Below are 25723 nucleotides of genomic sequence, written 5' to 3' on the forward strand. Positions count from 1 at the left end.
GTGGCAGAAAGTGAACCGGGGAATCCGTTTACAATGAAACGCGACCCCTAATTTGTTGTATAGCATTACCCGACGCGATCGCGATGACTTCGACGGAAACCGCAGTGAATTTAATTGTCCCGCAGTTGATTGTCGGCTTGGGCAATCCCGAGCCGAAATACGAACAAACTCGCCATAATGTCGGTTTTATGGCGGTGGATTTGTTGGCCCGCTCCTGGCAAATTTCCTGTGCCGAACATCGCAAGTTTCACGGGGTATTTGGTGAGGGGTTAGCCCCGAATCGGGAGAAAATTCGCCTGCTCAAACCTTTAACTTACATGAATCGTTCGGGACAGTCGATTCGAGCGGTGACGGATTGGTATAAGTTGCCACCTTCTTCGGTGTTGGTGGTGTACGACGATATGGATTTACCCGTCGGACGAGTGCGTCTGAGATTGTCCGGTTCGGCGGGGGGACACAATGGCATGAAATCGACGATTTCGCATTTGGGAACCCAAAATTTCCCCCGCTTGCGGATCGGGATCGGCAAACCGCGATCGGCATCAACCGATTCGGATACCGTTTCTCACGTCCTCGGGAAGTTTGCCCCCAGAGAAAATGAGTTGATTTCAGAGGTGCTTTACCTCGTGCGCGATGCGATAGAATTAAGCCTCAAAGAAGGCGTGGAAAAAGCCATGAGCCTTTATAACGGTCGCAGCATTGTCGGAAGTCACTCGTGAGTGCAAAGCGTTTGCCGCAAACTACTGCCCACGTCCGAGTTACCCAGCATTCTTGGCATCGAGGCACCCTGGAAGGGGAGGTCAGTGCGGGACAGTTTGTCTGGAATTTCCAATGGTGTTTTCGCCTGGGAAAACTGGCGATCGAACCGTCCCGAGGAAGAGCGTTGATCCAAGAACCGCTCGGTCGTTTTTTAGAAAGATGGGACTACAAACTCGAACCGGGAGGAGATTATTCATTTACCATTCGAGGCAAGTTTTAGCGGTTTGAGGACGCTGAAAAGTAGCGTTCGATTAATAAAATAGCGACGATATCGTCGATGGGACGCGGCGGTTGTCGCATTCCTTGAGGAACGAGACGGGTCAAGCCTTTGGGGGGATACATTTCCCAATAGCGATCGCGCGCTTCTAAGGTGGAGTAGCGTTCGTCTACCATGACGATCTCGATCGGGGTGGAGAGTCCGGCTTCGATTTGCGCTTTCCACTGTTTGGCGGTGGTGCGATCGCCCATGACGAGCAGGGTTGAGCCGAATTGTTGCCGCAGGGATTCCAGGGTGGCGATCGCCTCTTCTGAGGGGATGACTTGATGAAAGAGCAAGGTGCGATCGTCCCCCATCACGGCAATCCCGCATTTGAGCCGTCCGGGGTCGAATCCTAGAAGAGTTGGGTTGGCAGTGAGTTTGGAGGTCATGGCGTTGAGAGTCCCGACATGAATTGAATCATCTAAAATCTAAAATCTAAAATCTAATAAAATCTAAAATCTAAAATTACCCTACTCGCTACGAAAAATTGGCTGTCCATTTTGAACTACCACCCATTGAATTCTGAGTGGCCCGATCGTGTAAGCGGTTTCGGCGGCGATCGCCTGTAAAACTACATTATCTTTTTCTGGAGATAGCCCTTTCATAAATTCAATTAAACGGGCAATACTGCCATCGCCGATCTGAATCGTATCGGCAACGATGCCCGATCGCCGCGCCCGGAAATTGGCCGCAGCAATTAATAAATCGAGCCGTTCTTGAATCTCTTTTTCAGAAATTGGCTCTCCGGATAAAGAAGCACTCGCGACCACTTCATCTTTTTGAAAGATCGCCTGATTGACGACCACATCGGCAAACACGTCAACTTGCTTTTCTCCTAAAAGATAATTGGCTGCCGAAAGAATGCGAACCACATAATCCTTACCGTCATCAATACTTTGAATCAGTTGTTCGAGATCCGCTTCTGGAATGGCGATCGCCCATTCATTTTCCGAAGGAGTTCCGGGTTGAATCATTTCGAGTGCCGCCCGATTGGCTTCTAACAATAACTGACGGGCGGCTTCGCGGGCGCCTTCCGGTTTCAAAACCCGCACGACTCCGGACGCTAAAACCTGATTGCGGCGTAAAGCAACCGTACCTTCACGCAGGAGTTGAAAATCCCGTTCGAGGATTTGTACTTCCCGTTGAAGTACGGCTTGTTGTTGGGCGAGTTCTCCGAGCAGTTGCTTTTGACTGGCGATATTAGCTTCTTGTTGTTGAATTTCTTGTTTTTGTTGTTGAATTTCCTGAGTTTGTTGGCTGATTTGTTGTTTTTGGCGGTCGATTTGTTGAGTTTGTGCCTGAATTTCTTGTTGTTGACGGGTGATGGCGAGTTCTTGACGTTGAACTTCGATTTGTTGTCGTAGGAGTTCGAGTTCTTGAACTTCGAGCTGTTGTTTTTGACGTTCGAGTTGTCCTTGAGTGCGGGCGAGTTCGCGATCGCGCTGTTCGATTTGAAAGCGGACTTGTTCGAGTTCTTGAGTCAGTTGCGATCGTTCATTTTCGAGGTTTTGAACTTCGCGACGGCGAATTTGAGCTTCTTGAGAAACTTTTTGTAACTGATTTTGGGTACGCTCGAATTTCGATTCGATCGCGCTGAGTTGAGTTTTCGCCTGTTGGTAGTCGGTTTCGATTTCGGCAAGTTGACTTTGGGTAGTTTGCAGTTCGGTTTGGGTTTGCTGGAGTCGAGCTTGGGTTTGGGTTTGTTTTTCAATCGCGCTTTGCAAAGACTGATTGATGGCGTCGAGTTGTTGTTGAGCTTGGATTTGCTCTTCTCGGGCTTCGGCGAGTTCGGCTTCGACGCGCTCTTTGGCGTTGGTGACGTCGGTCAAACTTTTACTGACTTGGCGCAATTGTTTGAGTTTGTCGTCGAGGCGAAAGACACCGACGCGCAACGATTCGCTCAACGCAAACAGAATCCCCAGGGTTGAAGCGGCAATGACAATACCCGTAACGATCGTGACGACCGTCGCCGTTTGTCGGGGACGCAGTTTAAACAGGGACAGTCTAGCTTTACCGACCTTGGTTCCGAGGCGATCGCCCAAAGTAGCAAGCAATCCCCCCAAAACTAAAACGGCCAAAATCAGGACGTAGGCGCTAGTCATCGTTGGCTACAGTGAGTCGAGATCTCGCCTAATCTCAATGCGTTACGGCGGGGGGTTCCAGGGCAAACTTGACATCGGCGAACCGGATCGCGGCGACCGACGCGATCGCCAAAACCGACGGTGACACCAGGTGCCACCGCCACCCATCGGGTAAATCGGCTAAACTCAATCGGGCGATCGCGCTTCGAGACATCAAGATCGTGAAATCGGTCGCCCTCAATGACGACCGATTAACAGTCTACCCGTTATCTGCGAAAAAAGAGGCGATCGCGATCGCCGCAGACTTATGTAAATTGTTGGCTCAAGGCCACGGGATTGTGAACGGTAATTTTTTTCTTGTGAATCGAAATCATTTTTTCCTGTCTGAGATCGCCGAGTAAGCGGGTGACGGTGACCCGGGTCGAACCGATGGCTTCGGCGATCGCCTGGTGGGACAATTTCAGATCGATGGTGATCCCGTCCGGGCTGGGAATGCCGAAATCCCGGCATAAGATTAATAAAAAACTCACCAGGCGAGATCCCATATCCCGGTGAGCCAAGGTTTCGATCATCATTTCCGTTTGCAAAATCCGTGACGACAGACCGCGCAGCATCACCATCGATAAGTCCGGGTCTTCCTTGAGCGCTTTTTCGACTTGTTCGATGGGAACCGAGAGTAGTTCGACCGGAGTAAAGGCGACGGCGTGGTAAAAGCGATCGGAACGATGGCCCGTAATTAACGAGAGTACGCCAAAGACGCTGTTTTCTCGCAAAAGGGCGACGGTGATTTCTTCTCCGGCTTCGTACACCCGCGAGAGCTTGACGGCACCTTTGAGCAAGAAGTAAACTCGTTCCGCCGGATCCCCGGGGAAAAAGATCGTCTTGCCGCGCTCGAAGGTTTCGACGATGGGCGGGAAGGTCCCCGTTCCCATTTGTCGGAAGACGGCAGCTAAAGGCTTGTCCTGGGTCATTACCATATCCATTGCTCTATCTCGTCTTTATAAAAAATTTCGGGCGATCGCGCTTCGATGCACCTGTTTAATCAAACTTGAATTTCTTGAATTTTCTTATCAGCATTTTGTGACTTTTACACTTTAAAAAACTTAAACTGAGGTTCTATCGGATTTTTGTACTCCTGGATACACAATAACCCCATCAGAAGCGATCGCCTATGGAACTTTTATCTAGAGGGGATCCCCCCGGGAGTACAATCCGATCGCTTTACGGGTAAAGCTTGCAGCCGTCGAGATCGCCGTTGATTTCCGAGGGAAAGGGGTGACGGGCGATCGCGGCGGCGTGGGAGGCAGATCCGACCAATTTAATGAAGCGCACCCACTGTGATTCAATCAAATGGGGGAAGACCTGCAACACTCCAGAGGCGATCGCCGTTGGCGTCTTTCGTCAGTCTCGGCGACCGACACCCCACCATCACTCTCACTCGGCCCAGGGGATCGCATCTGCCCAACCCGTTGACCTCGGTTTGTGCAATCGTCCTTCTCGGTTGTAGATTGAGCTGCTCGGTAATTGTTCCTAAAAGAAACATCCATGCTTGATTTAACCGGAAAAAACGCCCTCGTCACGGGTATCGCCAACAATCGCTCCATCGCGTGGGGCATTGCCCAAAAACTACACGAAGCAGGAGCCAATCTCGGCGTCACCTATCTCCCCGACGACAAAGGCAAAATAGAGCGTAAAGTCGGCGAACTCGTCGAACCCCTCAATCCCAGCTTGTTCGTCCCCTGTAACGTCCAAGACGACAGCCAGATCGAATCGACCTTTGCAACCGTTCAAGAAAAATGGGGCAAACTCGACATCCTCATCCACTGTCTCGCCTTTGCGGGAAAAGACGAACTGACCGGGGATTTTAGCAACACCTCCCGCGAAGGTTTCGCCCGGGCTTTAGATATCAGTTCCTATTCTTTAGTCGCCATGTCCAAAGCTGCCAAACCTTTAATGACCGAAGGCGGCAGCATCGTTACCCTCAGTTACTTGGGCGGGGTGCGCGTCGTTCCCAACTACAACGTCATGGGGATTGCCAAAGCGGCTTTAGAAATGAACGTGCGCTATCTCGCCGCCGAACTCGGTTCCCAAAATGTCCGCGTCAACGCCATTTCTGCCGGACCGATCCGCACTTTAGCCTCTTCCGCCGTGGGAGGAATTCGCGACATGATCCACCACGTCGAAGAGGTGGCGCCCTTAAAACGCAGTGTCACTCAAGAAGAGGTCGGGGGTGCGGCGGCTTTCTTGTGTAGCGACCTGTCCAGTGGGATTACGGGACAAGTGCTGTATGTAGATTCGGGCTATTGCATTATGGGGATGTAGGGAAGAATCGAACAGTCAGAACTCCCAAGCCTACAGTGCGGGCAAAATGCCCGCCGGGGAGGAGAACTCGGGAGTTGGGAGTCGGGAGTCGGGAGTCGGGAAAGTTTGTACGGCCCACTGATTTCCGATGCCCTACCTGTGGCACTCTAAAGTCTAAACTCTCAAATCCCGAGTCAAAAAGGGCGATAATAAAGGGTGTTGAGCGAGCTTAAGAATTAGAGACTATGCAAACGAGCGATCGTAGCCGCAGTGCGACCGAGAACGCGGTAGTCAATGGGGTGCAGCAAGCTTTAGTGCGGCGGGCTTCCGTGCGCCGAACGACGGGGGAGACCGATGTTGAGGTGAGTGTAGACCTCGACGGGTCCGGTCGGTGTACGGCTCAAACGGGAATTCCGTTTCTCGATCACATGCTGCACCAGATTTCCTCCCACGGTCTGATCGATCTCGACGTTAAGGCGACTGGGGATTTGGAAATTGACGACCACCACACCAATGAAGATGTGGGAATTACCCTCGGTCAGGCGCTGGCAAAGGCGTTGGGCGATCGCAAGGGCATCGTTCGCTTCGGTCATTTTATCGCTCCCCTCGACGAAGCCTTGATTCAAGTCTCCCTCGATTTTTCCGGGCGACCTCATTTGAGTTACGGTTTAGAGATTCCCACGGAGCGCGTCGGGAGTTACGATACCCAATTGGTGCGCGAGTTTTTCGTGGCGATCGTCAATCACACCCAAATGACGTTACACGTGCGCCAACTCGACGGGATCAACTCCCATCACATCATCGAAGCGACCTTTAAAGCCTTTGCGAGAGCGATCCGCATGGCGGTAGAAATCGACCCGCGACGGGCGAGCGAAATTCCCAGTTCTAAAGGGGTTTTGTAAGCCGTTCTCGGAAAAGATGGCTCGGCGCGATCGCGTTAAAATGCTCCTTCCTGCGAACCCGAGGGAGGAGCGCTCGATCGCGGAACCGTCGTGGGCTCGCGCCGCCGTTGGAAACACGAACTCGCCTAAAAACACCAGGGGTGGAGCGATTTGCACGGGCGGATCGGCGTGGGTTGAAAAGGGGGTCGCGACGTTCCCTTCTCAACGGTGACTACGGCGATAAATTCTGTTGATTTCGGGCGATCGGGAGAGGCTCCCATTGATGATAGGATGGCAGATAAACGGTATTCTGGGGCAATTACGCAAAACTGATGGGCAAAACGTGGGAACTGGATTTTTATTCAAAACCGATTCTTGACGAAAACGGAAAGAAACTATGGGAAGTGCTCATCTGCGAGAGTCTGTGTCAGCCTTGCTCTCCTGAAATGACGGGATTTCGCTACAGCAAATATTATCCGAGTACGGAAGTCAATTCGATCGCCCTCGGTCAAGCCATTGAGGAGGCGATCGCCCAAGTGGGAGAACCGCCGACCCAAATCCGGTTTTTCCGACGCCAGATGAATAACATGATTACGAAAGCGTGCAAGGATTTGGGCATGGCGTCAAAACCGAGTCGCCGGACTCTAACCTTACTGTCTTGGTTGGAGGAGCGATCGCAACAGGTCTACCCCCACGAACCGGGTTACGACGAAGCGGCGGCTAAAAGCACCTCGGTCAAAATGGAGTCCCTACCGCCGCAACGGCTTCCCGACGCGCTCATCGGTCAAAAATGGGCGTTTGTCTCCTTGGAAGCAGAGGCATTTGCCGATTTTAACGAGTGGGAGATCGGCTTTGGCGAAGCATTTCCGATCCTCGGGGACAAAAGTTTGGTGGCGGATCTCTCCCCAAACACCTCAATTCCCGGTTTAATTATCTTTTCCTCCCGGGCTCTACCGATGGCGGCTTGGATCTCCGGGATCGAGTTAGCGTTTCTGCGCTTTGACGGGAAAGAACAACCGCGTTTGATCTTGGAAACCGGACCGAATGAAAGCTGGATTTTAGCCAATATTAACGATCGCAAAACCCAGAAGGAAGCGGAAGCGTTTGAAGCGGCGAAAACGAAAGCCAGTGGGGTTCACTTTTTAGCCGTTCAGTCCGATCCGAACTCGGAATCGTTTGCGGGATTTTGGCTATTACGCGAAGTCGAATTAGCGTAAAGTAATTTATATATATCCTACGAATATTCTCAACTCAGGCGTACAGAAGACATCGAAGTTGCCAGCGATCGAGCGGACTGCTGAGTGCTTCTGCGTGCAATACGGACACCTAACAAGATCATGGGATCTGAAAATTTACAACTCGAACAACTGGCACAACAGTTATTGGATTTGGCTCGTCGATCCGGTGCCGAAGCTGCCGAAGTCCTCCAGTCGCGATCGCATTCTCGACCCGTCTTTTTTGAAGCGAATCGACTCAAACAACTCGAAAGTACCCAATCGGAAGGGACGGCCCTGCGAGTGTGGAGAAATGGCAGACCGGGATTGGCGGTGGCTTACGGCCCGGTAGACCCGCAAAGTTTGGTCGATAAAGCCTTGGCGTTGGGGGAGTTGAACGAACCGGAAACGATCGAGTTAGCTCATCCTCAAGCCTGTCTCTATCCGGATATCGGCGAAGCGGTTGCGGTGGAACAGTTGGTGGAATGGGGCCGGATGGCGATCGCCTTGATTCGCGAAGCCTATCCGGAAATTCTCTGTACGGGGGAATGGGATTGCGAGGTCGAAACCACCCGCTTGATGAACTCCAACGGTTTGGAATGCGCCTATACGGATACGACGTTAAGCTGTTATCTGTCGGCGGAATGGGTACGCGGTGACGATTTTCTCAGCGTGTCCGACGGACAAACCCAACGGGGAAAATTAGATCCGGTTTCCGTGGTCAACCAAATTTTGCAACGCTTGGAATGGAGTCGGGACAACGTGGCGCCGCCGATCGGACGAGTACCGATTTTATTTACGGCGAAGGCGGCGGACATGCTGTGGGCGACGTTACAGGCGGCGCTCAATGGCAAACGGGTTTTAGAACGGGCTTCGCCGTGGAGCGATCGCCTCGGACAGATGGTGACCTCTCCGTCCCTGACGATTTACCAAGATCCGACGGCGGGACCGTTTAGCTGTCCGTTCGACGATGAAGGGACGCCGACCCGACCGATTACGTTTATTCGAGAGGGAATTTTACAAAATTTCTACAGCGATCGCGTCACGGGAAATCGCTTGGGAACCGGAACGACGGGAAACGGGTTTCGCCCCGGTTTGGGGAGTTATCCGACGCCGGGATTGTTTAATTTCGCGATTCAACCCGGTGCGACTTCGTTCGAGGAGTCGATCGCCAGTATCTCCCGAGGGGCGATCGTCGATCAAATTCTAGGTTCGGGCGCCGGAATTTCCGGAGATTTCTCCATTAACGTCGATCTTGGCTATCGGGTCGAGAACGGTCAGGTCGTCGGTCGCATCAAGGATACGATGGTGGCGGGCAATGTATACAACGCCCTCAAGCAACTGGTGACGATCTGTTCCGATGCGGAGTGGAATGGTTCTTGTTATACGCCGTCGCTAATCGTGGAGGGCTTATCAGTGACCGGGAAGCAGGGGTGAGGCATCGAAACGTGAGAGCAAACACTAAAAACGATCGCCAAAGTTCGGCCTAGATCGAGATACACACAAAAAATAAATACCGAAAGAGAGAAATCTGTAACGCAGCCAAAATCCCTTAGTCTAAAATTTAAAATCTAAAATCGAAAATCAATATGTGGCGTTGGGGGTATTATTCTCTCGTAAAAGATTGGAATCGGGCGATCGCCTCGATTCTCAAACCCAAACGCCTAGCGATTCTCGAAGCTTGCGCGATCGGGTTGATCTCCGGAATTGCGGCAGTGTTGCTCATGCAAGGGGTCGGCTCCCTCGGCACCTGGCGGGTCGGTTTGTCGCGAACCTTTGCAATCTCGATCTACTTACCCATTATCGGGATAGTCGGTGGGTTTCTCGCCGGGTGGCTGGTGGAACGGTGGGCGCCGGAAACCACGGGCAGTGGCATTCCCCAGGTGAAAGCCGCATTTGCCGGACTCAACTTTCCCCTGGATTGGCGGGTGGCGATCGTCAAATTATTCGGTACGATCCTCACCGTCGGTTCCGGACTCACCCTCGGTCGCCAAGGGCCTACGGTTCAAATCGGCGCCGCCCTCGCCGCTCAACTCAGTCGCTGGCTTCCCACTTCCCCAGACTACCGCAAACAACTGATCGCGGCAGGGGCCGCCGCCGGATTGGCTGCCGGATTTAACACCCCGATCGCCGGAGTGCTGTTCGCCGTCGAAGAACTCCTACAAGACATTTCCGGCTTCAGCCTCGGTCCGGCTCTCATTGCCTCCTTCATCGGCGCCGCAGTCTCGCGAATTCTCGGCGGTCGGGGTTTAGATCTCGGCTTGCCCCTGAGTGCGTCCCACACCAGCTTTTCCGCCCAAGAAATTCCCTTTTATCTCTTCCTCGGCATTCTCGCCGGAGCCTTCGGCACCCTGTTCAGTCGCGGTATTGTCGAAGCGGTCAAATTGAATCGCCGTTTTCTGAGCTTTCCCTTACCGTGGCGGGTGGCTCTCGCCGGAGCGATCTGCTCCACCGTCGTCGCCCATTTGCCGCCCCTATTCCGCAGCAATACGGGGTTGCGGGAATTTCTGCTCGCCGGACAAGCGGATGCCTCGGTGACGGCGATCGCCTTTGTCGCGCATTTCCTGCTCACCTTAATCGCCGCCGGATCGGGGGCCCCCGGGGGCTTATTTGCCCCCTGTCTGGTGCTCGGTTCGGCATTGGGTTATTTAGTCGGCTTGTGGCAGGCGAGTTTATTAGGAGTGGGATTGCCGACCACCTACGCCCTCACCGGAATGGGGGCGTTTTTCTGTGCCGTGTGTAAAGCGCCGATTACGGCGGTGGTGATGATTTTCGAGATTACGATGGATTTTAATCTCGTGCTGCCGTTGATGGTCGGCTCCGTGGTCGCTTACTCGGTCTCGGAAACCCTGGCTAAGGGATCGCTTTACGATTGGTTGTTGAAACTCAAAGGGGTGGAACTGAAAAAAGACAAACCGGGAGACAGTCCCCTCGGCGGCTTGACGGCGGGCCAGGTGATGGAGCATCGCGTCGAAACTCTCAGCAGCGACATGTCTTTAGAAGAGACGATGCAGGCGTTCGCGCGATCGCATCATCGCGGGTTCCCGGTGGTGGAAGGTAAAAAGCTCGTCGGCATTATTACCCAAAGGGATTTGGTGGAGATCCGAAAAAGGGATCCCGACCCGACGACTCCCCTGCGCGAAATTATGACCGTCACCCCGGTGACGGTTTCGACAGAAGAATCGTTGAGCGAGGTTCTCTACGAACTCGATCGCTACCAACTCAGTCGCCTCCCGGTGATCGAACGCGGTAAATTGGTCGGGATTATTACCCGCAGCGACATCATTCGCGCGGAAAGCGCCCATTTGACGGGCAAACATGTCGAAACCCGCCATCCGGATCCGTCTTACGTGGTCTATCAGACGCGCGGCCCGGCGACTGGGGCCGGACGGTTGTTAGTGCCGTTGGGGAATCCGGCGACCGCTCCGGCGTTGCTACAATTGGCGGCGGCGATCGCCCGCGATCGCAACTACGAAATTGAATGTTTACGCGCCATCCCCATTTCCCGACATTGCGCCCCCCACGAAAGCCGAGTCGAAGTCACCGCCAGTCGTCGCTTGCTGCAACACGCCCAACGGTTGGCACGGCGCTGGGACATCCCGATTCATACCCAAATCCGGGTCACTCACGACGTCTCTGATGCGATTCTCGAAACGATTGAAGAGCGCCACATCGATTTATTGTTGATGGGGTGGAAAGGGCGTACCTCTTCCCCAGCGCGCATTTTTGGCGATATTGTCGATACGGCGATCCGTCAGGCGCCTTGTGATGTGGTGATGGTTAAATGGGGGGTGGATCTGAAAAAAGAGCTGGAATATCGCCAAGCGGAACCGCTAGAGGTGACTACCCGGTTTAATTTGCGCTTAAATCGCTGGTTGGTGCCGATTCGTGGCAGCGAAAGCGCGATCGCGACGATTCACTTGTTACCGTCGTTGGTGGCGATCGCCGATCGCCCCGAAGTGTATTTATGCCAGATCTTGTCTCCGGATCTGCGATCGCTCGATCGCAAAATCTTGAGTCGAGCCCGGGGTATTCTGGCGAAAAAAGTCAATTATCCGGTGTTTTCCGCCCACCGACGCGGTAATTCGGTTCCCGAGGTCACGATCGATTTAGCCCACCAGAAACAGTGCGATGCGATCGTCGTCGGCGCCAGTCGCGAAGGGTTGTTAAAACAAGCCCTTGAAGGCAATATTCCCGAGGCGATCGCCCGTCAGAGCAAATCTACGGTGTTTTTGGTGCGTAGCGCGATCGCTAATTCACAATTTCGGGCGATCGAAGAAAAATAGGGAGAGGAATTGAGAGTCGGGAGTTGACGAGAGTCTAGTTTCTAAATTCATTAAAAATTAAGATAGCCTATCTCGATCTAAGCTTTCGATCTTTGATTTTTATGGTTTTTTATGTTTCATTTTAAAGTTGATTTTACCGCCTTTAACTCGTTTTCCGATATTGCTTTATCCCTGGCCAAACATTTAACAAGTCTGGGCATCCCCGTATCTTTACAAAGATCGGAAATTAGCGCGGCGTTTGTGGCCGAAGATGACTCGAATTATGCCACGATCGCCCAATTAATGAAACCCGAACCCTATCGGCGCTGTCAAATTAAATGGTCTCATTATTGGCCCGCCACTGCCGCCTTACAGCTCGATGGCGAGCTCAATTTTGAACTATTTGCCATTAACTATCACTTCACCCGCGATCGCGAACCGTTCGATCTGTGGCTGCAAGAATGTATCGGCAATCCCTATTACAAACTCGCAATCAGTCAATTTTGTCGCGACGTTCTTATTCAAGCCGGGTGCAATCCCGATCGAATCTTTGTTTTACCTTTAGCTTTCAATCCCCTCCTATCCGAACTTCCTTTCGTCGCCAAACCGTCGGAAAATAGCGGCATTAAGCGCATTTTACATTGTACGTCCTCCGCCGATTTATATCGCTTCGGAACGGACTTACTGTTAACCGCTTATTGCGAGGAGTTTTACGGCGACACTCAGATCGAGTTAGTGCTTAAAGAAGGTCAATCTCAACATTGTTTGCTCGATCGCTACATTCAGATGGCGCGCGATCGCTTCGGAACGGGAATGCCCCGAATTCGCTATATTAAACGATTTCTAAATAAAGCCGAACTCGCTCAACTCTATTACTCCGTCGATGGATTTATTGCTCCTTTTCGGGGCGAAGGATTCGCTATTAAAATTTTAGATGCGTTTGCGGCTGGATTGCCCGTCGCTTTACCGCTTTATGGCGGCCCTACGGAATATGCAGATCGCAACAATTGCTATCCGATTGAATATGATTTGGTTCCCGTGGGTCATTGTTTGGATACCCAAAATTTGGCGTTAAGAAATGCCCCCCACTGGGCCGAACCTAAAATAAGTTCGTTGCGGCAACAATTACGGGCGATCGTCGAAGATTCCCAACGATTTGAACGGGCGCAAAAGGCACGTAATCGGGCGTTACAGTTTTCTTGGTCGGCGGCGGCGCAGAGGTTGGAAAGTTTAGTCACTTCGATGTAATTGAAAATGAGATATCGCTTTTATTGTAGATAAAATATGTAAACAAAATAATAAGCTATAGGTAAATGGGAAGAAGAAATTGGCAACAACAAAGTATTTTCAGCAAATCCAACAACACAGTTTGCAGTTCGGGGAGCATTCCAGTTTAACACCGAGTAGTTATACTTGGCATTGAGTTGGGACTGCCTCCCATTTCCATAATACGCCTTTTGTAATTGATAAATTTCTTAAAACTACGAATATGAGGTATGCTGTATAATAAATTTTTAGCTCATGAGTTAGGGTTGGGATCGCTCATTATTATTTTCGCGAGAATCCAACAAAAGAGTTTCATGCCTGACTCTATCGAGATTAGCTATAAATCTATTTCTATTATTCAGCAACAACAATGGTAAATACAATAAAATCGAATGTAGCTGTTTTTTACGATATTGAAAATTTGTTGAAAGGCTATAACTTTTCTCAAAATTTGATTGACAATCTTTCATTGAAAGATATTTTATTAGAAATTAAACAAATCGATGTAGTAAATCGAATTGCGGTTCAAAGAGCTTATGCAAATTGGAGCGATTCTAGATTAGCAGTAATGAAAGGTGAAATCAATGAACTAGGAATAGAACCAATTCAGATTTTTGGATTTTCTCGACAACAAAAAAAGAATGCTGCCGATATTCAATTAGCAGTTGATGCTATTGATTTAGCCTATATTAGACCGGGTATAGAAGTTTTTGTAATTATTTCCGGAGATGGGGGATTTTCCTCATTAGCTAAAAAGCTTCATGAATATGGAAAATTTGTGATTGGATGTGCCTATAGATCTAGTAAAAATAAAGTATTTGAGTCTGTTTGCGATCGATTTATTGAAATTACCGATCCAGAGTTTGATGATTACGAACGCAGTGACGATGATTTACTAGAATCACAGCCTAATATTACGAATCCGACGGTTCTTAGGATGGCAAAAGTCATCAATCCTATTGAATCCAAGGATAAAGATAAGGTTTTAGAGAAGTCCAGAGAGATTATTAATTGGTTTGCTAACGATACTCAACTCTCAAAAGATCTATCTAAACATGGAATACATGTATCGGTAATTCGAGAAGCATTTAAATATGGAATTAAAGATTTCGATCACACAATCGTAGGATTTCCTAAGTTTGGTCAATATTTACAATTAGTTTGCGCCGACACAAAAATTGGTTTATTTAATCTTCCACCTTCAGATTTAAAACTGGCTTACCGAAATTCTTTATTGAAGGAGGATTATCAACCGCTAGAAGATTTAGATCGAGATTATTTACATTCTTTAGAGAATTATCATTCCATTTTATGTCATAAAAAACCGATCGTTAGACTTCCAGATAAAGATATTTTTCAGGTAATGGTCAATATTATTTGCACCTTACCGGAACAAGAATTGAGCTTTGGTGATACGATGGAATATGTCAGCGATCGAGCAGAAGAAGTTGAGAGTAAGTCTATCAATAATTTTTTATTTACTTTAATTAACCTGGAAATACTTTCTAGTTACCCTAAAGACTTACCGTTGGTCGAACAAAAACTTTTTTTGAAATCCAATTATAAAACTCAAGAGTCAATCACCAAAAAAATTATTGAAGCGATTGAAGATAAGCTGACTTCTTTTTGGGGAGATGAACTCAATACAGATACTTTAAACGAACTTATTTCTGGATTGAGTTAGCAGATATAGTGTTCCTAAATCAGGTAAAAGAATAAGCAAACAGAACTTGAATCCAATTCTCAATTGGATTCAAGCCGGAGTTCGGTGTCTGTATTCCCGTTTATAGTCCTTCAGACATGGCTTCGCCAACACGGTAATCACAGCTTAGATTGGTGGATTGAGACCCTAAGATAAACAAGGGATACTAATTATCATAAAATATCTGTGAAATGAAAAACTTACAATTGAACGGGTTCTTTTAACCAAAGTTTTTCCAATTCTTCGACCGTTCGCCAGTGGGTACCGAAAATTGGCAGCGCTAAAGAACAGGTTTTCCAATCGCCACGAACGGGGACGCCCAGTTTATGACAAGACCCCCCACGCCGTCCTTCGATTTGGTAATGTTGACAGTAGCGACAACGGGACGCCGAATATCGATTGTCTGTCATGACCTTAATTGAACTCGGAGCGACACTTTCCACGATGGAGCACCAATAAAAGAATGAGGGTGAGAATGAGGTCGGTTTTTTGTGACAAATACGCTTGACAAATGCGCCAGTTCATGAATACAGCGATCGCCGTATTCGATCGCCCGTCGCAGCGCACCGAGGAGATCTCTACAGCCGGGGCGATCGCCGATCCGGAGGCAAATCGAGGGAGGAAATAGGCAAGCCAAGGAACAGAAAACCGACAAAAAGAGAGGACGATCGCCCTCTCTTGCTTTGACTCATCGATCGTCAAGTTTTAGGGTTTAAAAATCCACGCCGCGCTTGAGTTCCACCCCTTGATTGGCGTAATGCTTGTGGCAGTACACTTCCGAATGAACCGAGGCGAGGTCGAAATAAGGCGGAATATTTTGACAGCGCCCGGTAATAATCACTTCCGTATCTTTGGGCTTGCGTAGCAGCGCTTCGACAATCGGTTCGACCGGGAGCAATTCCAAATCTACCGTGGGATTGAGTTCGTCGAGAATAATGGTTTTGTAGAGTCCCGAGGCGATCGCCGCCCGGGCAATTTCCCAACCCCGTTCGGCTTCGACGTAATCGATTTCCTTTTGCTGGTTGCGCCAGACGATTGCATCGGCGCCGCAGCGCTGGTGATCCACCAAATTCGGATAACTTTGCTGCAACGCAGAGATCGCGGCATCTTCCGTATAACCGCTACCCCCTTTAAGCCACTGCACGATCAAGACCCGGTGCGATCGATCTTGACCGATCCCTTTTCCGATCGCCTGGAGTGCTTTTCCCAGGGCGCTAGTGGACTTACCTTTTCCCGATCCGGTATAGATCTCGATTCCGGTAATCCCGCGTTCCGACGCCATCGCATGTAAGTGGGCCTTCATTTCCGAGTGCAAATCGGCAATTTCGAGCAATTGGGGCGGCGCCGAGCGCCCGGTCGCAATAATTTCGAGGTGTTCGGGCTTGTTGAGCAACGTTTTAACCACGTCGTCCACCGCCAACAAGCCGAGATCCAACACCGGATTGAGTTCGTCCAAAACGACCACGGAATATAAACCCGAGGCGATCGCCCCTTTCGCCACATCCCAACCGCGCTGGGCTTCGAGGCGATCGAAGCGGGTAATTTCCTCCGCACTGAAAAACTCCGCGCGACCCGTGCGAACCTGGTCGATCAGGTGGGGAAACCCTCGTTGTAGGGCTTCGATCGCCGCATCTTCCTCATAGTCGCGTTCGGGGCCTTTGAGAAAGCGCAACAGCAGCACCCGGCTTTGCTGGGGGGTATTGATCCCCAATCCGATCGAGCGCAACACGACCCCGAGGGCAGCTTGAGACTTACCTTTCCCCGCGCCGTCATAAACATGTATTTGACCGATAATACGCTCGCTGCGGGCTGCTGCCGTGCGAATGCCGATCCCAGTCCTTGTCATAAACTCCCCGTCATTTCTCGTCGAATCCAAACTTGGAGAAGGTTGAGCCGAGTTAACCTTTCCTAGCAAACTTACGAATCGTAGCACAATCGGCGAACATTTTTACTGTCCTTACAAGCGGACAGTCGATTCAATTTTGATTGGCTTGAAATCCATTATAAAACTAAAGTAGACTCAAAAGGTAAGCTCGGCAAAAACTCAGCTCGACGAGGAGAACATCGCGATCGTGACCGATACCCTTCCGTTTCCTACTATTTTATTTCAAAGCCTCTTTGTTATGCTGGCGATCGTTATCGAATCTTCCGTGTTTCACTACCGTTTAAATTTAAGTCGAAAAGATAGCATCGAATATGCAGGTTGTATTAACTTATTTGCCACAATTTTCGGATGGTTGATGTTTTTTTATGCCGAATTGCTTTTGCCAGAGAACCTCAGATTGAGATTGATCGAATTCGTGCTATTCAATCGTTATATCATCGAAGATTTAACTCCGATTTTATTTCTTGTTTTTCTTGCCTTTTTTTCTACCTTTTTTGTTAAAGTTTTGGGCGCAAAAATTGTTAATAGAATGCGCCATATCAATGAAACTTTAACCATAGACGAGCAACGAGAAACAGAAGAAAAATTTCACAAACGTAAAACCGAAAGTTATATTACCGAACGCCGTCAAGCCCTTGCCATCTTAAGAGGTCATGCCTATAGTCACACTTCGATCTTAGTCATTTTATTACTGAAAGACTTAACCCCGTTGGGAAGATAACGTGAATTTCCTGGGTAAAATTATCGACTATTTAGCCAAGGAATTAAAACCCCCACGACCTTTTTCTTGGCAGACCCTGATTCTTTTAAGTCTGTTTTCAGCCGCGATGGCTTATGTGGCTACCCTCGTTCCTTCTCCCACCTCATTCGTTCACAATTTTATTAAATTTTGCGGTTGGTTTTTTCTAATTTTAGGAGCAATTTGGTGGCAGCTAGAAAAACCTTTAAAATTATTTGGCTTAAAAGTCGGTTGGTGGGCGATCGCCATTCCCATTGATGTTTTGATTTTTACCCATATTAATTATTCTTTAAAATCCCTACCCTTTATTAGTTTGCCGATTTTAGCCGGATTTTTGAGTCTGATTCGCATTTTTTTTAGACGAACTTTTTATCCAACCTTTCCGCCGCCGGAACTGCGCCTTTCCGCCACAATTATTTTTTTAGTTCACGTCTTGATGAGTTGCTGGATTCAATTTTATTTTGTTTTAAGTGATTGGTCTGCCGATTATCCGACCTTAACCAGCGAAAATCTCGATCGCAGTTCCTTTGTGTTTGATTTTCGATGGGTCGATCGCCGACGAGACCGGGGGGAATACGCGATCGAGACAATGGAAGGGTTTTTAAAAAGTAATATTCAAGGGAAACCCTGGGAAAATGTACGGCAATTCATGCAAAATTTAGAAATCCGTCCGGGTAGACTAGATCTCGACGAACCCGTTAAAGGGAGAATGGTTCAACTCCCGGAAAATTCTTTATGGTCTTTTAAAGCAAATAGCGTTCAAACGAATGTGGGTTATCGATTGCAATTGCTGGCGATTTGGGAAGGACCGAGGATGGAAAAAGAACTATTTTATTTTGAGAAGTTGTGCGAAATTTCTCAAAATTTCGTGCAACCGCGATCTCCGGACAGTCCGTTACCCGATTTAGGGCGATCGCGGGGTAATATCGAATGCGAACCGAGAATCGATTTATTTTACGAATCGCCTCCCTCGCGGTTAAATGTGGAAGGCGATCGCGCGCCGATCGAGAATCCACCGACCCCGGAAACGGAAGATTCGCCGCCACCGCGATCGACCTCCGAACCGATCGATACCTAATCATTGGGGTCAAAATTTAGTCGAGATCCGCATCGAAAATAAGTCACAATATTGTCAAATAATTAGGAGGAGGATCTTGTGAATTTTGCAAGAATTTTTGCGATCGCCAACAATGTATTTTCTGAGGTCATTCGCGATCGCGTTTTGTACTTAATTGGCTTATTTGTTTTATTCCTCGCCGGGATAATTCGCCTGCTGCCAGAATTAGCAGCCCAAACCCACAATAAAATGATCGTCGATATCGGTATCGCGGCGATCGGCATTCTCGGACTGATCGTGACCGCTTTTGTGGGAACGGGATTAATTAATAAAGAAATTGAACGGCGAACAGTTTTAGTTTTGCTGTCAAAACCGATCGGTCGCGCCGAATTAATTGTCGGCAAACATTTGGGACTTTCTGGAGTTTTGGCGGTTTTAATTAGTTCGACCACCCTATTTTATTTTATCCTGTTAGCTATCAACGATATTCGCTTCCCTTTCGGTAGTTTGTTGGTGGCGATGCTTTATCTGTTTCTAGAATTGTCTTTGCTAACCGCCGTGGCGATCCTCTTTGGAGTTTTAACCAGTTCGTTACTGGCAACTTTACTAACTTTTGGGATTTATGTCATCGGACATTTGAGTGCGGATATTCTCAAAGCCGGAGAACTGAGTCAAAGTCCGTCCCTAGAAGCGATTACGAAAGGGATTTATTTCATTATCCCCAACTTATCCCGATTGGATTTAAAAAATGATGCGGTGTACGGCGTTTTGCCGGATGTAATGACGTTACTGCTCAATGCGGGATATGCCTTGATTTACATTGTTTTGCTTTTGGCGATCGCCAACTTAATTTTTGCCCGCCGCGAGTTTTGAGCGATCGCCTTTGTAAAATCGTTACAATATTCGATAGCCGATCGAAAAATTGGCAATTTTTGGAAAAATTATCTCATTTTTTAACTGATTCAACCATGACAATTGACGCCAAACTCGAACGACTGCAAGCCTTGTTTTCCGAAATGGATCGCGCCTTAATTGCCTATTCTGGAGGGATTGACAGCACTTTAGTCGCCAAAGTGGCGTGGGATGTCCTCGGCGATCGCGCCTTGGCGGTGACGGCGGTGTCTCCGTCCCTACTTCCGGAAGACCTCGAAGACGCGCGGGTTCAAGCGGCGGCGATCGGGATCCCTCATGAAGAGGTGCAGACCCACGAAATGGCGAATCCCAACTACACCTCCAATCCGGTCAATCGCTGTTATTTCTGCAAAAGCGAACTTCACGACACCCTCAAACCCCTTGCTCTTTCTAGAGGTTATCCCTATGTCGTCGATGGGGTAAATGCGGATGACTTGCACGATTACCGTCCCGGAATCCAGGCGGCGAAAGAACGCGGCGCGCGATCGCCTTTGGCGGAAGTGGGAATTAGCAAGGCGGAAGTCCGCCAAATCGCCCGCCACCTGGCTTTACCCTGGTGGGACAAACCCGCCCAACCCTGTTTGAGTTCGCGCTTCCCCTACGGTGAAGAAATTACCGTTGCGAAGTTGCAGCGTGTCGGACGCGCCGAACGGTATTTGCGCGAGTTGGGGTGGAAAAATCTGCGGGTGCGATCGGAAGGAGACACCGCCAAAATTGAATTATTGCCGGAACAAATCAAGGAATTCGTATTAGCCACGGAGTTACCCGATTTAGTCTCGGCGTTTCAAGAATTTGGCTTTGTTTATGTCACTTTGGATTTGGAAGGATATCGCAGTGGCAAACTCAATCAAGTTTTAGCCCCAGAATTGCTTGAGGCTCGAACTTAGTCAATGGGTTGCTTATCTTTTAAATAAGATGAAGATCGGCCATTGACAAAACCAAGATAGCAATATAGAGGATACGGCAATGCCGTATCCCTACGGATGTTTTAGATAATGTTATGGGGTGAATTTGAGGAAAAATATGATCAAAGATAATGGAGCATTTTTCGTTAAAAGAAATTCCTCGAATGATGACGTATCGTATAGTTATAAAATCTAAAATCTGAAATCTGAAATCTGAAAATTTCATGTAAACCAGAATACATTCATTCAGCAGATCGGGAGAAAAACACTTTATAGTAAAGTTTTAACGTGCGCTAAGGAATGGCAAGCTTGACAATTATCCGAAAAAAAGGGAGCCAATCCAGCGCGATCGCCGTTGTATGTAATGTATGTAAGGAGTTATTCATGTCTCAAACGGTTTGGATTGCCAGACACGCCAACCGCCTCGATTTTGTCAACCCGGAATGGTTTAATACAGCCGATCGCCCCTACGATCCGCCCTTGTCCGACGATGGCTTGATGCAAGCCCGAGAACTCGGCTTGCGCTTGCAAAATGAAGGGATTAAAAAAATATTTGCTTCGCCCTTCTTGCGAACGGTGCAAACGGCGAACGCGGTGGCGGAATCGTTGGATTTATCGATTCATTTAGAATGGGGCTTGTGCGAGTGGCTCAATCCCGAATGGATGCCCTCGATGCCGGAAACGTTACCGTTAGAAACTCTGGCGGAAAAATACCCGCGAATTAATCGAGATTACACCTCGCGAGTGGTGCCGAGTTATCCCGAAGTAGACGATGCTTGTATCGATCGCAGTGGGAAAACGGCGAAACAACTGGCGGCAGAATTCGGGGAAGATATTCTGTTAGTCGGTCATGGGGCGTCGGCGATCGGTAGCGTCGTGGGATTGCAGCCAAAGGCGGCAGAAAAAGAGTTAGAAGCGGCTTTATGCTGTTTGTACAAACTGGTTAAGCGGGAAGGCACTTGGGAAGTAGAATTATGGGGCGATCGCTCCCATTTGAGCGAACGGGAAGCCGTCATCCGCTATAACTAAGATCGATCGCGGTGGAAAACTAGCACGTCAGGCGATCGCCCAACATCAAATTTACGAGCAGAGATGACCTTACTATTAGTTGGAGATATTGGCGGAACTAAAACCTTGTTGCGGCTGGTAGAAACCACTACCGATCGCCCGCCCAAGACATGGAAACCGGACAAGCTTTACGAAGCGCTCTATTCCAGTGCCGATTTTCCCGATTTAGTGCCGATGGTGCGCCAATTTCTCGATGGGGCGCGAACCGAATTAGGACGCAAACTCGAACCGAAAAAAGCCTGTTTCGCGATCGCCGGACCCGTAATCGGAACCGAATCGAAACTGACCAATTTGGGATGGACCTTAAGCGTCGAACGCTTGGAAGCGGATTTAGGGATCCCCTCGATTACCCTGATTAACGATTTCGCCGCCGTCGGTTACGGGATTTTGGGCTTGAGTGAGGACGACCTGCACACCTTGCAAGCTGGGGAACCGTTAGAAGACGCCCCGATCGCCACCATCGGCGCCGGAACCGGACTCGGGGAAGGTTTTCTCATCCGCCATCACGAGGGCGATCGGGTTTACGCCTCCGAAGGCGGTCACGCCGATTTTTCGCCGCGATCGCCCGTAGAATTCGAGTTACAGCAATATTTGCGCGATCGCCACCAACTGCCTCGGGTCTCCGTGGAACGAGTCGTCTCCGGTCAGGGGATCGTCTCGATTTATCAGTTCCTGTACGATCGCGCCGTCAGTGCTACCGGAACGGCGATCGGCGATCGCGACCTCCCGGCGGCGGAAATCTCCAAAGCAGCCCTAGACGGAAGTCATCCCCTGTGTCAGCAAACCCTACAAATTTTCGTCGATGCCTACGGCGCCGAAGCAGGTAACCTCGCCCTCAAACTCCTCCCTTATGGCGGCTTGTACCTCGCCGGAGGGATCGCCGCGAAAATCTTGCCCTTAATTGAAAAAGGCGATCGCTTTCTCAATGCCTTTCACGACAAAGGACGGATGAGTCCCCTGTTGCAAAAAGTTCCGATTCATATCGTCCTCAACCCGCAAGTCGGTTTGGTCGGGGCGGCTATTTGCGCGGCCCAACTCGATTAGATCCGATCCCAGTCGCACGGCGATCGCGCGAAGCGGACGGGCGATCGCCTGACACGGCGCGCGGTTTATCCCGATCTTGACAAATCGTATCGTTAAAACATTTCCCAAAAAACGTTATGGCCGGACATAGTAAGTGGGCAAACATCAAACGCCAAAAAGCCAGAGTCGATGCGGTCAAAGGCAAAATTTTTACAAAAATCTCCAGAGAGATTATCGTCGCGGCCCGTAGCGGTCTTCCAGACCCGGAAGCGAATTTTCAGTTACGGACGGCAGTAGACAAAGCCAAAGCCGCAGGAATTCCCAACGACAATATCGAACGGGCGATCGCCAAAGGCGCCGGGACTTGGGATTCCGGTAGCGACGCTTACGAAGCGATCCGCTACGAAGGCTACGGCCCCGGTGGCGTGGCGGTTTTAGTCGAAGCCCTCACGGACAACCGCAACCGAACGGCTGCGGATTTACGGGCCGCTTTTAGTAAAAATGGCGGCAACCTCGGCGAGACGGGTTGCGTCAGTTGGATGTTCGAACAAAAAGGCGTGGTCACTCTCGAAGGGGAACTCGACGAAGATGAATTATTAGAAGCCTCGGTCGAAGGGGGCGCCGAAACTTACGAATTACTCGAAATTGACGAAGATCGACCCGGGGCCGAGGTCTTGACGGAGGTGACGAACCTCGAAACTCTCAACCGAACCTTGAAAGAGAAAGGTTACGAGATCGTCGAAGCGCAGTTACGCTGGATTCCCAACAATCAGGTCGAAGTGACCGATCCGGACCGGGCGCGATCGCTGTTGAAGTTGATGGATGCGTTGGAAGATTTGGACGACGTGCAGAGTGTGACGGCGAATTTCGAGATGGCCGAAGAGTTGATGTCTTTGGATTTGGTGTAGGGAAAGGGACCAGATAAGAGATCGGAGAGAAAATGCCCGTACTCGGGGGTTTCTAGAGGCGGGCAAGAGGCGGACAAGATGCCCGCCCCACAGGGTTTGCTTACAGCACTCGGGCGATCCGATCGGGTACAGCGCCGATCGGTCTATCCCCCCTTCGCCCCCCTTTGAAAGGGGGGTTGGGGGGATTTCGGGGGCAACGAGGAAAGTAGGGGTTTGGTAACCCAACCCCTACCTGGCGAGGGGGATTTAGGGGGATCTAAGTGTCTTGCATGGCAGAGGAAAATGCTGTAAGAGACTGCTTAGGAGACTTCGGCTTCTTTCTCCTCGGCTTTTTCGACCTTCTGCGTTGCTTCCGCGTCCGCAACTTTGGGAGATTTTGAGGCGTCGAGTTGTTGTACTTCTTGCTTTAATTCATTTTCAAATTCTTTGGAGGCTTCTTGGAATCCTCGCAGGGCCTTTCCCATGCTGCGTCCGATTTCTGGCAGTTTTTTCGGCCCGAAAATCAGTAAGGCAACCACTAAAATAACGACGATTTCCGGTAATCCCAATCCAAAGATATTCACGGATTTTCCCTCAAGTGTAATATTGCTCGCTCAAGACCAGTATAAAAAAATCCCGGTCGAGCCGGGAATTTGAATCAGGTGGAGTGGCGATCGAGATCGCCACTCCACCTGAGTTTAGCGATCGAGATCGCCAATCGGACTAACGACCGAGGGTTGTCCAATCCACATTCACGCCATTGAGCAGCAGTGAAGAGTTGTAAATATCGAGAATGATGATCAAGAACAGGGCAAATAAGGCCATGAACAGGCCCATCACGGGAGTCGTCCCCCAACCGGGGGCAACTTTACCATATTCCGCGTTTAAAGGACGCAGCAGGTTTCCTAACTTAGTCTGTTGTGCCATTCTTTACCTCTATGTGAATGCAGACGGCAAAATTTAATGTTTTGTAATATTCTATAAGGATAAGCGCCATTCGTTTAAGAGAATATGGAACCCGCAACAGTTCTTAGCATTTCAATTGTCGCGATTTTGCTCGCGATCACGGGCATTGCGATTTATACCTCCTTCGGTCCTCCCGCCAAAGCCCTCGACGATCCCTTTGACGATCACGAAGATTAGAACCCTTGCCATTAGGCGGTTACAAAGATTGACCAGCGAATTTTTTAACGGTTTTGTCCGGTCTCATCTAACCCCAAAAAAGGATCCCGATCGCGATCGCCTGGAAACGGGCGATCGTGTTTTTTTAAGGGAAATTTTGCGGAAAATTTTTTAAGCGGCGCGATCGCGGGAGCGGCGATCGCTGTCACCACAACCCAAAATAGGATAGAATTTCGGCAAGCTTGGCGATCGCCCCCGAGAGATCGGCGCACCCTTCGTTCGGACGGGAGATCCGGCAATTCTAGCCTTCTCAATCGCATCTGAGAGGTTTGCAACGATGAAAGCCATTAAAAAAGTTGTCGCTGGGTTTTTATTAGCGTTGGGGGTTCCCTTGTCCGCCTTGGCGATCGCCGATATTGTCAGCCAAGACACGAGCGACGAAGATAAAGAAGGCGCGATCGCTGCCTTAGCCATCTTTACCTTACCCGCCACGATCGCCGGAACGTCGATGCTGTGGGGATTGTATCGCGACGGACGCAAACACGATCGCATCGCCGCACAACAAGAGCGCGATCGGCTACAACATTTATTTTATCGGATCGTCAGAGAATATGACGGTCGCATCGGTGTTTTAGGTTTTGCAATGGAAGCAGAAATTACCGGGGAAGAAGCTAAGTTATTCTTAGATGAAAAAGCCCGAGAATTTGATGCCAGTTTTGAAGTTAGGGAAGACGGTTCGATTTATTATCGTTTTCCGTTATAAAGAAATTTTAGATAGGGGGCAGTGAAAGTCCCCCTTTTTAAGGGGGATTTAGGGGGATCGAAATGTACCGTAAAACAGCGAAAATGTAAAAACAATTTATGTTCCAATCGTGAAACTTTTTAAAACATCTGCCGCCGCCTTACTGCTCACCTTCGGCTTGTCCATTCTCGTCATTGCCGATCGCAAATTAGATAACGAACATACACCAGCGAGCGATCGCGAAGAACTTAAAGCCACGATCGTTATTTTTGGCTTACCGATGACCGTTTTAGGCAGTATTTTAGGTGTCAGCCTTTATCGCGAAGGGAAAGAAAGCCAATTAAAGCAAATAGAGGGCGATCGCCGACAAATTCAGGAACAGTTTTATCAAGTTTTGCAAGCCAACCACGGCAGAATTAGCATCATGCAATTGGCAATGGCAGCCAAACTGCCCGGACGAGAAGCGAAAGCCTTTTTAGACGAACGAGCAAAAGAATTTAACGCCAATTTTGAAGTCACCCCAGAAGGGGATATTTATTATAAATTCGATCTCTAGTTTCGTAGAAACGATACGCCATTGGCCTATCGTTACAGGGAAGAGCAAATAGGTAAAAAGACGTACACCGAGGGAAGAGAAACACGATCGCCCCTTAAA

General features: G+C 49.4%; 29 protein-coding genes. 19 read left to right on the forward strand and 10 right to left on the reverse strand.

The window, feature by feature from the left end; translation table 11 throughout:
* Positions 1–83: 83 nt before the first annotated feature.
* Together pth and JJD41_RS01825 are read left to right on the forward strand one after the other, a co-directional pair.
* Positions 84–719: an aminoacyl-tRNA hydrolase gene (gene pth / locus JJD41_RS01820; protein ID WP_200664454.1), complete on the forward strand. Its 636-nt coding sequence runs from the start codon at positions 84–86 to the stop codon at positions 717–719.
* Positions 716–979: a DUF3146 family protein gene (locus JJD41_RS01825; protein ID WP_168570713.1), complete on the forward strand. Its 264-nt coding sequence runs from the start codon at positions 716–718 to the stop codon at positions 977–979. Before pth ends, JJD41_RS01825 begins: the two co-directional genes overlap by 4 nt.
* Here the strand turns inward: JJD41_RS01825 and JJD41_RS01830 are convergent.
* The 5 genes from JJD41_RS01830 to JJD41_RS01850 all read right to left on the reverse strand — a co-directional run bounded on the left by JJD41_RS01830 (position 976) and on the right by JJD41_RS01850 (position 4642).
* Positions 976–1407 (reverse strand): RuvC family protein, encoded by a 432-nt coding sequence (locus JJD41_RS01830; RefSeq protein WP_200664455.1) that lies wholly within the window; start codon positions 1405–1407, stop codon positions 976–978. The two genes, JJD41_RS01825 and JJD41_RS01830, sit on opposite strands and share 4 nt — an antisense overlap.
* A gap of 81 nt (positions 1408–1488) precedes the next feature.
* Positions 1489–3120, reverse strand: a complete 1632-nt coding sequence (locus tag JJD41_RS01835) for a DUF3084 domain-containing protein (RefSeq protein WP_200664456.1) — start codon at positions 3118–3120, stop codon at positions 1489–1491.
* A 34-nt stretch (positions 3121–3154) separates the two neighbouring features.
* The gene (locus tag JJD41_RS01840; RefSeq protein WP_234488466.1) at positions 3155–3316 is read right to left on the reverse strand and encodes a hypothetical protein; all 162 of its coding nucleotides are present in this window, start codon (positions 3314–3316) and stop codon (positions 3155–3157) included.
* An 88-nt stretch (positions 3317–3404) separates the two neighbouring features.
* Positions 3405–4070: a global nitrogen regulator NtcA gene (ntcA, locus tag JJD41_RS01845; RefSeq protein WP_445974485.1), complete on the reverse strand. Its 666-nt coding sequence runs from the start codon at positions 4068–4070 to the stop codon at positions 3405–3407.
* 371 nt (positions 4071–4441) lie between these two features.
* On the reverse strand, positions 4442–4642 hold the full coding sequence (locus JJD41_RS01850) for a hypothetical protein (RefSeq protein ID WP_200664458.1): 201 nt from the start codon (positions 4640–4642) through the stop codon (positions 4442–4444).
* A 2-nt stretch (positions 4643–4644) separates the two neighbouring features.
* Between JJD41_RS01850 and fabI the strand changes: the two genes are divergently transcribed.
* The 7 genes from fabI (at position 4645) to JJD41_RS01885 (ending at position 14710) form a co-directional block, all read left to right on the forward strand.
* Positions 4645–5421, forward strand: a complete 777-nt coding sequence (gene fabI, locus JJD41_RS01855) for an enoyl-ACP reductase FabI (RefSeq protein WP_168570709.1) — start codon at positions 4645–4647, stop codon at positions 5419–5421.
* Between the two features lie 224 nt (positions 5422–5645).
* A complete protein-coding gene (gene hisB / locus JJD41_RS01860; RefSeq protein ID WP_200664459.1) occupies positions 5646–6302 on the forward strand; it encodes an imidazoleglycerol-phosphate dehydratase HisB in 657 nt (218 codons plus the stop codon).
* A 311-nt stretch (positions 6303–6613) separates the two neighbouring features.
* A complete protein-coding gene (locus tag JJD41_RS01865) occupies positions 6614–7498 on the forward strand; it encodes a Tab2/Atab2 family RNA-binding protein (protein ID WP_200664460.1) in 885 nt (294 codons plus the stop codon).
* 120 nt (positions 7499–7618) lie between these two features.
* Complete coding sequence (locus JJD41_RS01870; protein WP_200664461.1) at positions 7619–8932, forward strand: TldD/PmbA family protein; 1314 nt, start codon at positions 7619–7621, stop codon at positions 8930–8932.
* Between the two features lie 152 nt (positions 8933–9084).
* On the forward strand, positions 9085–11781 hold the full coding sequence (locus JJD41_RS01875) for a chloride channel protein (RefSeq protein ID WP_200664462.1): 2697 nt from the start codon (positions 9085–9087) through the stop codon (positions 11779–11781).
* 111 nt (positions 11782–11892) lie between these two features.
* Positions 11893–13008: a glycosyltransferase family 4 protein gene (locus JJD41_RS01880; RefSeq protein WP_200664463.1), complete on the forward strand. Its 1116-nt coding sequence runs from the start codon at positions 11893–11895 to the stop codon at positions 13006–13008.
* Positions 13009–13396: 388 nt separating this feature from the next.
* Positions 13397–14710, forward strand: coding sequence for an NYN domain-containing protein (locus tag JJD41_RS01885; protein ID WP_234488467.1), 1314 nt, complete (start codon positions 13397–13399; stop codon positions 14708–14710).
* 218 nt (positions 14711–14928) lie between these two features.
* Here JJD41_RS01885 and JJD41_RS01890 read toward each other — a convergent pair whose 3' ends face one another.
* Complete coding sequence (locus JJD41_RS01890; protein ID WP_168567323.1) at positions 14929–15138, reverse strand: hypothetical protein; 210 nt, start codon at positions 15136–15138, stop codon at positions 14929–14931.
* Positions 15139–15440: 302 nt separating this feature from the next.
* Positions 15441–16574: a cob(I)yrinic acid a,c-diamide adenosyltransferase gene (locus JJD41_RS01895; RefSeq protein ID WP_168570702.1), complete on the reverse strand. Its 1134-nt coding sequence runs from the start codon at positions 16572–16574 to the stop codon at positions 15441–15443.
* 226 nt (positions 16575–16800) lie between these two features.
* On the opposite strand from JJD41_RS01895, the gene fraC reads away from it, so the two are divergent.
* From fraC to JJD41_RS01930, 7 genes are all read left to right on the forward strand, one after another.
* Entirely contained in the window at positions 16801–17334 is a 534-nt protein-coding gene (gene fraC / locus JJD41_RS01900) for a filament integrity protein FraC (RefSeq protein WP_200664464.1), read from the forward strand.
* A gap of 1 nt (position 17335) precedes the next feature.
* Positions 17336–18430 carry a DUF5357 family protein gene (locus JJD41_RS01905; protein ID WP_200664465.1) on the forward strand — a complete coding sequence of 365 codons (1095 nt, stop codon included), beginning with the start codon at positions 17336–17338 and terminating at the stop codon, positions 18428–18430.
* Between the two features lie 78 nt (positions 18431–18508).
* Positions 18509–19282: an ABC transporter permease gene (locus tag JJD41_RS01910; protein WP_200664466.1), complete on the forward strand. Its 774-nt coding sequence runs from the start codon at positions 18509–18511 to the stop codon at positions 19280–19282.
* Positions 19283–19377: 95 nt separating this feature from the next.
* Positions 19378–20208 (forward strand): ATP-dependent sacrificial sulfur transferase LarE, encoded by an 831-nt coding sequence (larE, locus tag JJD41_RS01915; RefSeq protein WP_168570698.1) that lies wholly within the window; start codon positions 19378–19380, stop codon positions 20206–20208.
* Between the two features lie 402 nt (positions 20209–20610).
* Positions 20611–21255: a histidine phosphatase family protein gene (locus JJD41_RS01920; protein WP_200664467.1), complete on the forward strand. Its 645-nt coding sequence runs from the start codon at positions 20611–20613 to the stop codon at positions 21253–21255.
* 63 nt (positions 21256–21318) lie between these two features.
* Positions 21319–22338, forward strand: a complete 1020-nt coding sequence (locus JJD41_RS01925; protein WP_200664468.1) for a glucokinase — start codon at positions 21319–21321, stop codon at positions 22336–22338.
* Positions 22339–22454: 116 nt separating this feature from the next.
* The gene (locus tag JJD41_RS01930; RefSeq protein ID WP_200664469.1) at positions 22455–23225 is read left to right on the forward strand and encodes a YebC/PmpR family DNA-binding transcriptional regulator; all 771 of its coding nucleotides are present in this window, start codon (positions 22455–22457) and stop codon (positions 23223–23225) included.
* Positions 23226–23524: 299 nt separating this feature from the next.
* Here the strand turns inward: JJD41_RS01930 and JJD41_RS01935 are convergent, their stop codons facing one another.
* Together JJD41_RS01935 and psbH are read right to left on the reverse strand one after the other, a co-directional pair.
* Entirely contained in the window at positions 23525–23788 is a 264-nt protein-coding gene (locus JJD41_RS01935; RefSeq protein ID WP_200664470.1) for a TatA/E family twin arginine-targeting protein translocase, read from the reverse strand.
* Positions 23789–23927: 139 nt separating this feature from the next.
* Positions 23928–24131: a photosystem II reaction center phosphoprotein PsbH gene (gene psbH / locus JJD41_RS01940; protein ID WP_168570693.1), complete on the reverse strand. Its 204-nt coding sequence runs from the start codon at positions 24129–24131 to the stop codon at positions 23928–23930.
* A gap of 84 nt (positions 24132–24215) precedes the next feature.
* Here psbH and psbN point away from each other — a divergent pair, with 84 nt between their 5' ends.
* Positions 24216–24347 (forward strand): photosystem II reaction center protein PsbN, encoded by a 132-nt coding sequence (psbN, locus tag JJD41_RS01945; protein ID WP_168570692.1) that lies wholly within the window; start codon positions 24216–24218, stop codon positions 24345–24347.
* Between the two features lie 44 nt (positions 24348–24391).
* On the opposite strand, the gene JJD41_RS01950 is transcribed toward psbN, so the two are convergent.
* Positions 24392–24598: a hypothetical protein gene (locus tag JJD41_RS01950; protein WP_234488468.1), complete on the reverse strand. Its 207-nt coding sequence runs from the start codon at positions 24596–24598 to the stop codon at positions 24392–24394.
* Between the two features lie 65 nt (positions 24599–24663).
* Between JJD41_RS01950 and JJD41_RS01955 the strand changes: the two genes are divergently transcribed.
* The gene (locus JJD41_RS01955) at positions 24664–25089 is read left to right on the forward strand and encodes a hypothetical protein (protein WP_200664472.1); all 426 of its coding nucleotides are present in this window, start codon (positions 24664–24666) and stop codon (positions 25087–25089) included.
* A 109-nt stretch (positions 25090–25198) separates the two neighbouring features.
* Positions 25199–25624: a hypothetical protein gene (locus JJD41_RS01960; protein ID WP_200664473.1), complete on the forward strand. Its 426-nt coding sequence runs from the start codon at positions 25199–25201 to the stop codon at positions 25622–25624.
* The last annotated feature ends 99 nt before the right edge of the window (positions 25625–25723 follow it).

The sequence above is a fragment of the Oxynema mangrovii CENA135 genome, from assembly GCF_016632315.1.
In the GTDB taxonomy this organism is placed as follows: Bacteria; Cyanobacteriota; Cyanobacteriia; order Cyanobacteriales; family Laspinemataceae; genus Oxynema; species Oxynema aestuarii.